This window comes from Sinorhizobium sp. M4_45 (assembly GCF_002885915.1).
Taxonomy (GTDB): domain Bacteria; phylum Pseudomonadota; class Alphaproteobacteria; order Rhizobiales; family Rhizobiaceae; genus Sinorhizobium; species Sinorhizobium meliloti_A.
This window is the reverse complement of the sequence record NZ_NWVE01000002.1, coordinates 753101-766397: the sequence shown is the minus strand read 5'-3', so window position 1 is coordinate 766397 and position 13297 is coordinate 753101. Positions and strand designations below refer to the sequence as shown.

The following is a 13297-nucleotide window of genomic DNA, read 5'->3' as shown; positions in this document are numbered from 1 at the left end:
CCTTGTCTTTTCCGGTCAAGCGCCTGCCGTAATTCATTATTTTCTTACCAGCGAAGAAGAACGGAGCCCCAGGTGAAGCCCCCGCCCATCGCTTCGAGCATTACGAGATCACCCTTCTTGATCCGGCCGTCGGAGGCGGCGGCATCAAGGGCAAGCGGAATCGACGCCGCGGAGGTGTTGCCATGCAGGTCGACGGTAACCACAACCTTTTCGAGAGGGATGCCGAGCTTCTTGGCCGAGCCGTCAATAATGCGGCGGTTGGCCTGGTGCGGAACCAGCCAATCGATGTCGTCGGCGGTCGTCCCGGTTGCCTCGAAAGCCGCCTCGATCACGTCGGTGATCATGCCCACCGCATGCTTGAAGACCTCGCGCCCTTCCATCCGGAGATGGCCGACAGTGCCCGTCGTGGACGGCCCGCCGTCGACATAGAGCTTGTCGCGGTGGGCGCCGTCAGAGCGCAATTGCGCCGTCAGAACGCCTCGATCAGCCTTCGTGCCGGTTCCCTCCTGCGCCTCCAGGACGATCGCACCGGCGCCGTCGCCGAAGAGCACACAGGTCGTCCGGTCGGTCCAGTCCAGAAGTCGCGAGAAGGTCTCAGCGCCAATGACCAGCGCGCGTTTGGAGAGACCGCCGCGAATATAGGCGTCAGCCGTCGCGACCGCGTAGACGAAGCCGGAACAGACCGCCTGCATATCGAACGCCGCACCGTGCCGCATGCCGAGACGGTTCTGGATGTTCACCGCGGTTGCAGGAAAGGTGTTGTCCGGAGTGGAGGTCGCGACGATGATCAGATCGATGTCGTCCGGCGTCAGCTCGGCTCTCGCGAGCGCCGCACGCGCCGCCGCCTCGCCGAGAGAGGCGCTCGTCTCCTCCTCGCCTGCGATATAGCGCTGGCGGATGCCGGTCCGCTGCACGATCCATTCGTCGGACGTGTCGACCCTGGATTCGAGTTCCTTGTTGGTCATCACTCGCTTCGGCAGTGCTGCCCCGAAGCCGCGCACGACAGAACGGATCATCTACTCAAACCTCATCATTCATGCCCGCGGAAGGGCTTCGGACGGCTGGGCGCCATGATACCGTGCCAGATCGGCCTCGATCTTCGCCTTCAGGCCGTTCTTCACCATATCGTATCCGACGTCGATGGCCGCGGCGAAGCCCTCGGCATCCGCGCCACCATGGCTCTTGATAACGATGCCGTTGAGACCGAGGAAAACCCCGCCATTGACTTTTCGCGGATCCATCTTCTCGCGGAGCCGGTCGAAGGCTCCCTTGGCGAAGACATAGCCGACCCTTGCAAGAAGCGTGCGCGACATCGCGGCGCGCAGATATTCGGCGATCTGACGCGCCGTCCCCTCTGCTGCCTTCAGCGCGATATTACCGGAAAAGCCCTCGGTGACTACGACATCGACGGTGCCGCGGCCGATATCGTCGCCTTCGACGAAGCCGTAATATTCGATCCCCTCGACGTCGGCCTCACGGATCAGGCGCCCGGCCTCCTTTACCTCTTCCTGGCCCTTGATCTCCTCCACCCCGACATTTAGAAGGCCGACGGAAGGACGCTCTACTTCGAAGAGCGCCCGGGCCATTGCGCCGCCCATCAGGGCGAAATCCATGAGTTGCTGCGCGTCCGCGCCGATCGTAGCGCCGACGTCGAGAACGATGCTTTCGCCCTTCAGCGTCGGCCAGATGGCGGCGATCGCCGGCCGCTGAATGCCCTGCATCGTCCTCAGACAGAAAACCGACATCGCCATCAGGGCGCCGGTGTTTCCGGCCGAGACAACCACATCCGCTTCGTCGGCGTTGATCGCGTCGATCGCCTTCCACATGCTCGATTTGCCGCGTCCGCGCCGAAGCGCCTGGCTCGGCTTTTCGTCCATGCCGACGGCAATCTCGCAATCATGGAACGTGCTGCTCGCCTTGAGCTTCGGGTGCTTGGCGAGCAGTTCCACGCACCGCGCTTCCTGGCCAAAAAGAACGAACTTTATGTCCGGGTGACGTTCGAGCGCTCTCGCTGCGCCCGGGATGACGACTTCAGGACCATAGTCGCCTCCCATCACGTCAAGTGAAATTCTGACCACGCGTGTCTTATCCTTTTTTCCCGCCACGCAACATGTTTCGCCCCTCAAGCATCAAGCGGCGGCGATCCATGTTCCTTCTGATAGTGGGGCCGGCATGCAATGTCTCGGCGTAGCGGCCCCCTTGGCTGGAGTCGGGCCAAAATACTGCTTTTCGTCGGCGTGACAACCGAATTGTAAGCCGGGGCTCAGCCGTTTCAATCCTTTTTCCAGTCCTTCAGCACCGCGAACGGGTTCGGCCGTTCGTCGTCCGCTGCGGAGCTTTCGATGCGTTCGCCGAAAGCGGCGCCCGGCTTGCGCGGATAGGGATCGATGGCGAGCGCGACGTGCTCGCTGACGACCACGCCGGCATCGATCGTATCGCCTGTGAAGGTATCGGGCAGGTCGGGTCCGTCCGGATCGACGATCATCTCGCCGCCGTCGGCGTCGGCCTGCCGCGCGAGACGTGATCCCTCGGGTACGAGGATCGCCTCCACCGGTTCGCGGATATCAGATTCGACCGGCTCGAGCGTCACGACGCACGACTGGACGATATGCGCGCGAACCTCGCCCTTGATCTTCACACCGTCCTTTTTCCAGCGCGCAATCTGCAGGTCGGCGGCAAGGGAAGAGACGCCTTCCACGCGCCAAAGCTCGGCAAGAGCCCGCAGTTCGCCATCGTTCGCCGACATATGCACGGTCACAGGATTTGCCGAAATATGCCCCACCTTCACCGGGTAGGAGAATGCCGGTTTGCTCTCTTGCTTCATGTTCAGACCCTTCCTCGCGCCGGCACCGCTGCAGGGCGGCGGTCGGCACGCTGCCATTTGATCGACGAACGATCGCGGCGCTTTTACGTTCCGGCCGGGGGGATGCGCAACTGACCCGTCTCGACGGCCTCTTCCGTGGTATCCGAGAGTACGGACTCGACCGCAAGGAGGTAGGAGGCGAGGCCCCGCATCGACGGCGCGTCCTCTACGTCGGCGTGAAAATTGCGCCGCAATGCGGCCGCCAGTGCGCCGGCGTCGCGTCCTTCAAGGGCCGCCGCGTAGGATTCGAGGCGGCCGTAGAACATGCCGGCAAGTTTCTTCATCTTCTTCGGCACGCTCATGTCGCCGACGCCGAGCTCGCGGATGGAATGGTCGACATCCTCGAAGAAGGCGTCGACAATCTCCTGCGCGATCTCCTGGCCGGCTCGCGCCGAGCTGCGCGTGCGGCGGAAATAAAGGATCAGAATCGCCGACAACATCTCGAAGCGCCCCATGACCGTGTCGGGCACATCGAGGTCGGTATAGAGAAACGGTTGGCGCGCCGCCGCGGTCAGTGCCGCATATTGGCGCTTCACAATCGCAATATTGCCGCTTTTTTTCTTGAACAGTCCAAAAATCATCACAGAGGCCGGCTGGCTTTCTCGAAATCAGGGGCAAGCGCCCATGATCATGTTGCATGATAGCCGAAGCTGGTTTACCGAAGCGGGCACGAATTGCAATGGCCGATCTGCCAATCGTTACTCCAGGGGAGCAGTCCTTGACGAAGCGGTATTTGACGACAAACCTCAAAGTCCTGGGCCGTGCCGTGCTCGTGGCTTCCCTGTGTACTACCGCCCTTTCCGCCTGCATGTCCGCGAATGTGGGTGAAGTCCTGCATCAGGGCTATGTCGTCGACCAGGAGACGCTGGCACTCGTGCCGGTCGGATCGAGCCGCGAGCAGGTGCTGCTTTCGCTCGGCACGCCTTCGACCACCGCGACATTCGACAATGAGGTGTTCTACTACATCTCCCAGACCCGCAAGCGGCCGGTCGCCTTCATGAAGCCGAAGATCATCGATCAGTCGATCCTCGCCGTCTATTTCGACAAGGAAGGCACCGTCAGCCAGCTCGCGCACTACACGTTGAAGGACGGGAAGGTCTTCGACATGCTGTCGCGAACGACGCCGACCGGCGGCAAGGAATCGAGCTTCCTCGGCCAGCTCCTGAGCGGCCCCGGCGCCGGACAGGCCGCGGCGCGCAACCTGTTCAAGGACTTCGGCAAGTAACCGAGCCGCAACGGATCGAAAAAGGCCCGCGGGACCATGTCCCGCGGGCCTTCTGTTTTTCAAGACGCCTGCGTCAGGCCAGGACGGCGAGCAGGAGAAGGGCCACGATATTGGTGATCTTGATCGCGGGGTTGACCGCCGGACCGGCGGTATCCTTGTAGGGATCGCCGACGGTGTCACCCGTCACCGAGGCCTTGTGCGCTTCGGATCCCTTCATGTGGCGCGTGCCGTTGCGGTCGACGAAGCCGTCTTCGAAGCTCTTCTTGGCATTGTCCCAGGCACCGCCGCCGGACGTCATCGAGATGGCCACGAAAAGGCCGTTGACGATCACGCCGAGGAGCGAGGCACCGAGCGCCGCGAAGGCGGACGCCTTCGAGCCGGAGATCAGCAGCACGCCGAAATAAACGACGATCGGCGCCAGCACCGGCAGCAGCGACGGGATGATCATTTCGCGGATCGCCGCCTTCGTCAGCATGTCGACGGCCCGGCCATAGTCCGGCCGATCCTTGCCTTCCATGATGCCGGGCTTTTCCTTGAACTGACGACGAACCTCCTCGACGACGGCGCTCCCGGCACGGCCGACGGCGGTCATTGCGATGCCGCCGAAGAGATACGGGATGAGACCGCCGAAGATCAGCCCGGCGACGACGTAAGGATTGGACAGATCGAAGGAGATCGTCCCCACGTCGGCGAAATAGGGATGCTTGTCGCCATTGGCGGCGAAATAGGCAAGATCGTTGGAATAGGCCGCGAAGAGTACCAGGGCACCAAGGCCCGCCGAACCGATCGCATAACCCTTGGTCACGGCCTTGGTGGTGTTGCCGACGGCGTCCAACGCGTCGGTCGACTTGCGCACCTCGGGCGGCAGATGCGACATCTCGGCAATCCCGCCGGCATTGTCGGTCACGGGACCGAAGGCGTCGAGCGCTACGATCATGCCGGCAAGACCGAGCATGGCGGTCACGGCGATGGCCGTCCCGAAGAGGCCGGCGAACTGGTAGGTCGCGATGATGCCGCCGACGATGACGATTGCCGGCAAGGCCGTCGATTCGAGGGACACGGCGAGACCCTGGATCACGTTGGTGCCGTGGCCGGTGACCGAGGCCTGCGCGATCGAGTTCACAGGCCGCTTGTTCGTCCCCGTATAATATTCGGTGATCACGACGATCAGCGCGGTGACGATAAGGCCGATGATGCCGCAGAGAAACAGATTCCAGCCGGTGATGTCCATGCCCGCGACCGTTCCGATCGAACCCCATCCGATCGTCAGCGATGTCGCCGCGCCAAGGCCGAGGATCGACAGAGCGCCCGTAACGATCAGCCCGCGATAAAGCGCGCCCATGATCGAGGCGTTGGCGCCGAGCTTGACGAAGAAGGTGCCGATGATCGAGGTGATGATGCAGGCCGCGCAGATCGCCAGAGGATAAGTCATGACGGTTGCGAGCATCGGGGTCCCTGCGAAGAAGATCGATGCAAGCACCATCGTCGCAACGACGGAAACCGCATAGGTCTCGAACAGGTCGGCGGCCATGCCGGCGCAATCGCCGACATTGTCGCCGACGTTGTCGGCGATCGTCGCCGGGTTGCGCGGATCGTCCTCGGGGATACCCGCTTCCACCTTGCCGACGAGGTCGCCGCCGACATCGGCGCCTTTCGTGAAGATGCCGCCGCCGAGACGGGCAAAGATCGAAATCAGCGACGCCCCGAAGCCGAGCGCGACAAGCGCATCGATGACCTCGCGCGCGGCCGGCTCATGCCCCAGGCCTGCGGTGAGTATGAGATAGTAGACCGAGACGCCCAGGAGGGCGAGGCCGGCCACCAGCATGCCGGTGATTGCACCGGATTTGAACGCGATGTCGAGACCGGAGGCGAGGCTGACCGAGGCGGCCTGGGCCGTACGGACGTTGGCCCTGACCGAAACATGCATGCCGATGAAGCCCGCGGCCCCCGAGAGCACCGCACCGATAAGGAAGCCGATGGCGGCTGCACCCGACAACAGGACCCATGCGGCGATGAAAACGACGACGCCGACGATGGCGATGGTTGTGTACTGACGCGTGAGGTAGGCCTGCGCCCCCTCTCTGATAAAACCTGCGATTTCTTGCATGCGGGCATTCCCCTGGTCGGCGGCAAGCACCGACCTTGTCGCCCAGATGGCATAGACCACCGAAAGCAACCCGCATGCGATAACGCCCAACAATATGGTCATTTCGCACTTTCCTCCGTTACAACCTGCGGGCTCATCCCTGCCGCAGGCCCCTCTCCGCGAATCACACGCCGCCTCCTCAAGCGACGCGTTTTCGCGGCGCGGCCAGAGTGCTGTTGCCGATGTGGATCGTCAAGCCCCTGAAATTGCCCGCATGCCGGCCTTTTCAGGGTCCGGGAGGCATTCGGATAAAACCGGCTTTCAGGCGGTGGCTTGCTTGCCCGCGCGCATGAGCGGGAGAAGGAGAAGAAGGCAAAAACCGGCCACTGGCCAGACAACCGCGCTCAGCATGTCCCAACCATAGGCGGAAAGCACCTTGCCGGACGCGAAGGAAGAACAAGCGACGGCTGAGAAGAGAACGATGTCGTGAAAGCCCTGGACCTTGTCTGCCTCATGCGGCCGGTAACTCTGCGCGACGATCGCCGTGGAGCCGATGAAACCGAAATTCCAGCCGAGGCCGAGCAGCGACAACGCCCCCCAGAAATTCCAGAGTGCGACACCGAGGTGAGCCACGGCAGCGCAGGCCATCAGCAGGAGGAGACCGCATGCGACGATGCGTTCGGCGCCGAAGCGGCTGATCAGCCAACCCGTCACGAAACTCCGAGCGAACATCGCAAGTACGTGCCATTGGATTCCGAGCGTCGCGAGATCGCTCGAAAAGCCGCAGCCGACAACCATGGCGACGGGCGCGCCCGTCATCATGAAGGTCATCAGGACATAGCTGGAAATCCCGCAGATCATTCCCGTCATGAAACGCTGGCTGCCCGCAATCTCGCGCAGCGGACGCGCGGGAGGCTGCTCATGATGGGCCGATGCCGATGTGTGGTCCGGCAGCCGCAGCGGCACGAAGAAGAAGAGTGCGACGATGCAGACCGGTACGAGAGCGACGAAGGCGCCCGCGAACCACACGGGCGCAAAGTAATCGCCCGCGAAGATGACGATCTGCGGTCCGAGGATCGCCGAGACGATGCCGCCTCCCAGGATCCAGGAAATCGCCTTGGCCTTGTAGAAGGAGGGCGAGGCGTCGGCTGCGGCAAAGCGGAGCTTCTGCGTAAAGCCGTTGGAAGCGCCGAGCACGGCGAGGCCGCAGGCGAAGAACCAGAAACTCTCCCGGAACAGTGCAGCCATGGCGAGCACGCCGCCGAGCGCAGCGATCGACGCACCGGCGATGAAGGCGAGGCGCCGGCCAACGAGTCGCGACAACACCGCAACGAGCACGACGCCGAGCGCCATGCCGAGATTGTAGGCGGTGAGCGGTGCCGTCGCGAGCGATTTGTCTTCGCCGAGCAACTGGTGGCCGGCAACCCCACCGACGGCAAAACTGATCGGCCCGACAACGCCGAGCAGTGCCTGGGCCACGGTAAGCAACTGCACGTTGCGACGCGCCTCGCGGAGGACCGTTCCGATTTCTGCCGGCTCGGTGGCCATCCGCTTACTTTCTCTGGTCGCCGCGAACTTGTTTGGCGATCCGGTCGAGGACGGCGTTGACGAGCTTCGGCTCTTCGTCCTGGAAGAAGGCCTTGGCGATCTCGACATATTCGGTCACGATCACCGGAACCGGCACGTCCTTTCGCTCCAGTATCTCGAAGGTGCCGGCGCGCAGGATTGCACGAACGGTGGAATCGAGCCGGGAAAGCGCCCAATCGTCCTGTAGCGCCGAGCCGATCAACGGATCGAGCTTGCGCTGGTCGCGCACGACGCCCGCAACGATCGAGCGAAACCAGGACGCGTCTGCCCTGAGATAGGTGTCACCGTCCAGTTCCTTGCCGAGGCGATGTTCCTCGTATTCGGCGACGATCTCCAGGACGCCGGTCCCGCCGACATCCATCTGATAAAGCGCCTGAACGGCTGCAAGGCGCGCGGCGCCCCGCTGGTTGACCTGTTTCAGCGGCTGATCCGAAGGGGTGTTCGTCACTTCTCTGCGCCCAATCTTTGCTTCAGTTCAATCATGGTCAGGGCGGCGCGCGCGGCGAATCCGCCCTTGTCGCCTTCCGTACGACGGGCCCGTGCCCAGGCCTGATCGTCGTTTTCGACCGTCAGAATGCCGTTGCCGAGTGCCAGGCTCTCGCTGACGGCGAGATCCATCAGCGCGCGCGCGGACTCGTTGGCGACGATGTCGAAATGGTAGGTCTCGCCGCGGATCACCATGCCGAGCGCAACGAAGCCGTCATATTCCGCCCCGCCTTCGTCGGCGCCGTCGAGCGCCATGGCGATCGCCGCGGGAATTTCCAGTGCCCCCGGAACCGTCACAATATCATAAGTGGCGCCGGCCGCATCCAGCGCATGTTTCGCTCCATCGAGGAGCGCGTCGGCCATATCGTCATAGAAACGCGCTTCCACAATCAGGATGTGGACGGGCTTGATCTTCGCCATGGATCACCTGTCTTGAAAAATTCGGACCGGACTTGGCCGGTGCAGGCGGCGGTCAAACCATGCCCGGCACGGAATGGCAAGTAAATTCCGTTAACCGAAGGGCATTTGCCCTACCGCAATCTTCGATATTGGTGGAGCCGAACAGCAAACCCGCTTGTAACGGCGCCAACTGTCTCTAATCCTTAACCGCGCCCAGCCCGATTCCGCGAGGTCGAGCCGGGCATGCGAAGCGACCAGGAGGACGACTGCGATGACGGACGCGCAAAGGCCCATCGTCAATCCGAAGAACCTGAAGCTCGACCACTGGCGCCGTGGTTCGTTCTTCGAATCCAGCGACGTCTCTTTCGGGTCGCTTCTCGGCCTCAAGGATATCGGCATAGGCTACGGCGAGGTTCCGCCCGGCAAATCCGGGTGTCCGTTCCATAATCACCATGTCGAAGAAGAGCTGTTCATCATCCTCGAGGGGCAAGGTACCTACCGTTTCGGCAGCGAACGCCATGCGGTCGGGCCAGGCGACGTACTCGGAGCCCCCGCTGGCGGCCAGGAGACCGCGCATCACCTCATCAATACCGGCACCGTGCCGCTCAAATACCTGTCCATTTCCACCATCGCAGCGACCGAAATCTGCGAATATCCGGACTCCGGCAAGTTCCTTGCCCGGACCCGGCGTCCCGGTGAAAGCCAGGCGTCGTTCGACTTCATCGGCCGCGCGCCCTCGGCGGCCGACTATTGGGACGGTGAACCGGGCATCTGAGAACTCTACTCCTTCCCCTGTCAGAACAAGCGGAGCGACAATGCACAGCGTCCCCACGATCGAGACCGAGCGGCTATTCCTGCGCCCCTACCGGCGCGACGACTTTCCTTCCTATTGCGCACTCTTCGGCGACGAGGAAGTGACCCGCTATACCGGCGGCGTGCCGTACACCCGCGAACAGTCCTGGACGCGATTCCTGCGCCAGGTCGGCATGTGGCACTACTTCGGCTTCGGCTTCTTCGCGATCCAGGACAAGCAAAGCGGCGCCTTTATCGGAGAGGCCGGCTTCCACGAAGCGCATCGCCAGATCACCCCCTCGCTGGAGGGAACGATGGAGACGGGCTGGGCGATTTCACCGAAAAACCACGGCCGCGGACTGGCGACGGAAGCGGTGACCGCCGCCCTCGCCTGGGCCGACCGTCAGTTTCCCGTGCTGAGGAAGACCTGCATCATCGAACCGGGCAACCAGGCTTCGATCAATGTCGCCCTCAAACACGGTTTCAAGGAATTCTGGCGCACGACCTATAACGGCCGGCCGATGGTCATGTTCGAAAGGCGGCCGAGGGGATCGGAGGCTTAGACCGGGAAAAAGTGTGCGGGGTTTTCCGCCCGCTGAAGGAAGCTTTTCGGAGGACTGCAACCTCTCCTCTTCCTCATCCTGTGCTCGTCACAGGGATGAGAGCAGCGCCGCGTCCGCGGCGCGGGAAGAGTTCTTTCAGCCCGGGGACTTGGTCTGGCTGGATTCCTGTGACAAGCACAGGAATGAGGTAATCAAACAAGCGGCGGCGGGTGGACGGAATCTCAACTGGCGTTAAAGCACTTGCAGGAAAAGCTTCCTGCCACGCGGATGGCCAAACGGAAAGATGAACAATTCTTAATTATTTTCAGCCGTTTACGCCACCGAAACGGCCACATTCCGGTCCACTTTCATGACCGTTGGCACGGCGCGAGATCCCAGTCGGACGCAACAAGGCGCAGTACCAACCAGTCGAAACGGTCCAGCTTCTTCGCTGCGGGTGACATCACCCGTAAACGACCCGTGCTCGCCTGCAGGCTGCGCCTCAGAGAAGCAAAAGGCCGTGGCAGATCTACGGATCGATCGTCACCGGGGCCAGCCGCAAAACCAAAGGAGCATGACAATGAACAGCATTGCGAAAATCTCCGTCATCGCCACCCTCTCCGCCCTTACCTTCGCCGGTATCTCCCAGGCGGCGAGCGTCGAAATGAACTGGCCGGACCGGATCGACCAGACCGTGCGCACCTTCAAGGGCGACAATTTCCGCGTCGTCGATGTCGACACGTTGAGCCGTCTGAATCAGACCCGTATGCGGGTCGACGAGGCGACACCGGGGCAGCGGGCCGCATTGCGAGCCGCCGTCGAAGCCAACAGACCGCTGCTCGCTTCGCTCAGGGCACGCAATGTCGAAATCGACAACGTCGCCGCGGCGACGCAGGCGGCCGATGGCGGACTGACGATCTATCTGCGCTGACGTTTTCGGCCGGCTGCCGACAATCTCGTCCGCCCCCATTTTCGGGGGCGGGCTCTTTTGACGGGCGATTTCTTTCGGCCGGACGTTATTCCTCCTTGGGAGCCGGGAATTCCGCCAATCGCGCCGCGTAGCGCGCCATCGTGTCCACCTCGAAATTGACGAGATCGCCGGACTTGCGTTCGCCCCAGGTCGTCACTTCGAGCGAATGACGGATCAGCAATACGTCGAACTCGACGCCATCCACCTTGTTCACGGTGAGCGACGTTCCGTCGAGCGCCACCGAGCCCTTGGGCGCGACGAATTTCGCGAGATGTTCGGGTGCCCTGAGGCGGAAGCGCACGGCTTCCCCCTCCGCTTCGACTGCGAGGATCTCCGCTTTGCCGTCGACATGGCCGGACACGATGTGGCCGCCCAGTTCGTCGCCGATCTTCAGCGAGCGCTCGAGATTGATGCGCGTCCCCTCCCGCCAGTCGGCGATCGTCGTCAGCCTCAGCGCTTCCTCCCATGCCTCGACCTCGAACCAGCGCTCGTTGCTGCCCGCTTCCGGCAGTGACGTGACGGTCAGGCAGATCCCGGCATGGGCGATGGAGGCGCCCAGATCGATGGTCTGAGGGTCGTAATTGGTGGCGACACGAAGCTTGATGCCTTCCTTTAGGGGTGAAGCTTTCTCGACCGTGCCGATATCGGTGATGATGCCTGTGAACATTCAGCTTTCTCTCTCATAGTCCTCGAACAGATCGTCGCCGTAGCGCGCCGTGCGGCGAAGCGAGAAACCCCCCGGCACCGACGTCCTCTGAAATGGGGATGGAATGCCGCCTGCGCCAATCGCCGGCGGGCAGGTGAAGAGCAGGATTCGGTCCACCAGATCCGCATCGAGAAACGAACGCGCCGCCCGGGCCCCACCCTCCACGAGCAGGGAGGAAATGCCCCGGGACGCAAGTGCGGCCAGGAGGTCGGGGATGGTATCGGCGTTCAGCAGCTCGGCTCCTGCCGCTTCGAGGCCAGCTCGCCTGGCGTCGTAATCGACCTCTCTCTCCGCGAGCGCAGAGAGAGGCATCTGCGCGCCGCCTGGCTGCCCCTCATCCGCCCTTCGGGTACCTTCTCCCCATATGCGGGGAGAAGGGAATCCTGCATCACCCGCAACCACAATCAGCGGAACGTCGCGCGCCGTGCGGACCAATTTCGACTCAAGCGGCAGATCGAGACGGCGGTCGAGCACGATCCGGATCGGAGAGCGCTCCTCCAGTCCCGGGAGCCGCACCGTGAGTTGCGGATCGTCGGCAACGGCCGTACCGATACCCACAAGAATCGCGTCCGTCTCGGCTCGCAATATCTGCACCTGCGCGCGAGCGACGGCACCGGAAATCCTCACCTGCCCCTCGCCTCTCCGGCCGATCATGCCATCGGCGGAAACCGCAAGTTTCAGAGTCACATGCGGACGTTTCTTCCGCTGACGCATAAGGTAGGCCTCGAGCACGCGCCCGCCCTCTTCATGGAGCGTGCCGATGTCGACGGCGATCCCCGCATCGCGAAGCATCACCACCCCGCGGCCGGCAACGCGTTCGTCGGGATCGAGGATGGAAACGACGACACGGGCGATCCCCGAAGCGATCAGCGCATCCGCGCAGGGCGGGGTCTTGCCATGATGCGAACAGGGTTCGAGGGTGACATAGGCGGTGGCTCCCCTCGCCTGTTCGCCGGCCTCCGCAAGCGCCTGTGTTTCCGCATGCGGACGCCCGCCCGGGGCGGTCACGGCGCGGCCGACGATCGTCCCTTCGTTGACAATGATGCAGCCGACCGAGGGATTGGTGGAAGTCAGGCCGAGATTGCGCCTTGCAAGCCGCAGCGCCGCCGCCATGAAACGTTCGTCTTCACGTGTCGGCTCGCCCATACCCCGTGGTCTCCGGCCTATTCGCCCGGGTCGCGGGCAATCTTGGCGCTTATCTCGGCAATCACCTTTTCGAAATCTTCCGCATGGGAGAAATCGCGATAGACAGACGCGTAGCGCACGAAGGCAACGTCGTCGAGGCTCTTCAACGCCTCGAGCACCTGAAGGCCGATTTCCTCCGAGGGAATTTCGGTTTCGCCCGAGCTTTCGAGCCGGCGGACGATGCCCGACACCGCCCGTTCGATCCGGTCGCGATCCACCGGGCGCTTGCGAAGCGCGATCTCGAAGGAGCGCAGCAGCTTATCCCGATCGAAAGGAACCTTCCGACCGGTCTTCTTGATGATCATCAGCTCACGCAGCTGCACCCGCTCGAAGGTCGTGAAGCGGCCGCCGCAATCCGGGCAGATGCGGCGGCGGCGAATGGCGTTCCCGTCCTCTGCCGGACGGGAATCCTTCACCTGACTGTCTTCGGAACCGCAATAGGGGCAGCGCATGCAG

The 13297-nt window shown here is 62.8% G+C and carries 15 protein-coding genes; 4 read left to right on the top strand and 11 right to left on the bottom strand.

Features of this window, described 5'->3' with window-relative positions:
- Nucleotides 1-44 precede the first annotated feature (44 nt).
- From CN933_RS09360 to CN933_RS09345, 4 genes are all read right to left on the bottom strand, one after another.
- Nucleotides 45-1016: a beta-ketoacyl-ACP synthase III gene (locus tag CN933_RS09360; protein ID WP_018094736.1), complete on the bottom strand. Its 972-nt coding sequence runs from the start codon at nt 1014-1016 to the stop codon at nt 45-47.
- Nucleotides 1017-1034: 18 nt separating this feature from the next.
- Nucleotides 1035-2078 (bottom strand): phosphate acyltransferase PlsX, encoded by a 1044-nt coding sequence (plsX, locus tag CN933_RS09355; protein WP_018094735.1) that lies wholly within the window; start codon nt 2076-2078, stop codon nt 1035-1037.
- Nucleotides 2079-2272: 194 nt separating this feature from the next.
- Complete coding sequence (locus CN933_RS09350) at nt 2273-2824, bottom strand: YceD family protein (RefSeq protein ID WP_018094734.1); 552 nt, start codon at nt 2822-2824, stop codon at nt 2273-2275.
- An 83-nt stretch (nt 2825-2907) separates the two neighbouring features.
- The gene (locus CN933_RS09345; RefSeq protein ID WP_018094733.1) at nt 2908-3444 is read right to left on the bottom strand and encodes a ubiquinol-cytochrome C chaperone family protein; all 537 of its coding nucleotides are present in this window, start codon (nt 3442-3444) and stop codon (nt 2908-2910) included.
- A 137-nt stretch (nt 3445-3581) separates the two neighbouring features.
- Between CN933_RS09345 and CN933_RS09340 the strand changes: the two genes are divergently transcribed.
- Nucleotides 3582-4088 carry an outer membrane protein assembly factor BamE gene (locus tag CN933_RS09340; RefSeq protein WP_018094732.1) on the top strand — a complete coding sequence of 169 codons (507 nt, stop codon included), beginning with the start codon at nt 3582-3584 and terminating at the stop codon, nt 4086-4088.
- A gap of 73 nt (nt 4089-4161) precedes the next feature.
- On the opposite strand, the gene CN933_RS09335 is transcribed toward CN933_RS09340, so the two are convergent.
- From CN933_RS09335 to ribH, 4 genes are all read right to left on the bottom strand, one after another.
- On the bottom strand, nt 4162-6297 hold the full coding sequence (locus CN933_RS09335) for a sodium-translocating pyrophosphatase (protein WP_018094731.1): 2136 nt from the start codon (nt 6295-6297) through the stop codon (nt 4162-4164).
- Nucleotides 6298-6495: 198 nt separating this feature from the next.
- Nucleotides 6496-7722, bottom strand: coding sequence for an MFS transporter (locus CN933_RS09330; protein ID WP_102761410.1), 1227 nt, complete (start codon nt 7720-7722; stop codon nt 6496-6498).
- Nucleotides 7723-7726: 4 nt separating this feature from the next.
- Entirely contained in the window at nt 7727-8209 is a 483-nt protein-coding gene (gene nusB, locus CN933_RS09325; RefSeq protein ID WP_003529296.1) for a transcription antitermination factor NusB, read from the bottom strand.
- The gene (gene ribH, locus CN933_RS09320; protein ID WP_018094729.1) at nt 8206-8667 is read right to left on the bottom strand and encodes a 6,7-dimethyl-8-ribityllumazine synthase; all 462 of its coding nucleotides are present in this window, start codon (nt 8665-8667) and stop codon (nt 8206-8208) included. Before ribH ends, nusB begins: the two co-directional genes overlap by 4 nt.
- A 250-nt stretch (nt 8668-8917) precedes the next feature.
- Between ribH and CN933_RS09315 the strand changes: the two genes are divergently transcribed.
- From CN933_RS09315 to CN933_RS09305, 3 genes are all read left to right on the top strand, one after another.
- Nucleotides 8918-9421 carry a cupin domain-containing protein gene (locus CN933_RS09315; protein ID WP_018094728.1) on the top strand — a complete coding sequence of 168 codons (504 nt, stop codon included), beginning with the start codon at nt 8918-8920 and terminating at the stop codon, nt 9419-9421.
- A gap of 40 nt (nt 9422-9461) precedes the next feature.
- Nucleotides 9462-10001, top strand: a complete 540-nt coding sequence (locus CN933_RS09310; RefSeq protein ID WP_018094727.1) for a GNAT family N-acetyltransferase — start codon at nt 9462-9464, stop codon at nt 9999-10001.
- A 559-nt stretch (nt 10002-10560) separates the two neighbouring features.
- Nucleotides 10561-10911, top strand: coding sequence for a hypothetical protein (locus CN933_RS09305; protein ID WP_018094726.1), 351 nt, complete (start codon nt 10561-10563; stop codon nt 10909-10911).
- 85 nt (nt 10912-10996) lie between these two features.
- On the opposite strand, the gene CN933_RS09300 is transcribed toward CN933_RS09305, so the two are convergent.
- The 3 genes from CN933_RS09300 to nrdR are packed head-to-tail and all read right to left on the bottom strand — an operon-like array spanning nt 10997 to nt 13293.
- Nucleotides 10997-11617 (bottom strand): riboflavin synthase, encoded by a 621-nt coding sequence (locus CN933_RS09300; RefSeq protein WP_018094725.1) that lies wholly within the window; start codon nt 11615-11617, stop codon nt 10997-10999.
- Nucleotides 11618-12802, bottom strand: a complete 1185-nt coding sequence (ribD, locus tag CN933_RS09295; protein WP_018094724.1) for a bifunctional diaminohydroxyphosphoribosylaminopyrimidine deaminase/5-amino-6-(5-phosphoribosylamino)uracil reductase RibD — start codon at nt 12800-12802, stop codon at nt 11618-11620.
- Nucleotides 12803-12819: 17 nt separating this feature from the next.
- On the bottom strand, nt 12820-13293 hold the full coding sequence (gene nrdR / locus CN933_RS09290; RefSeq protein WP_003529310.1) for a transcriptional regulator NrdR: 474 nt from the start codon (nt 13291-13293) through the stop codon (nt 12820-12822).
- Nucleotides 13294-13297 lie beyond the last annotated feature (4 nt).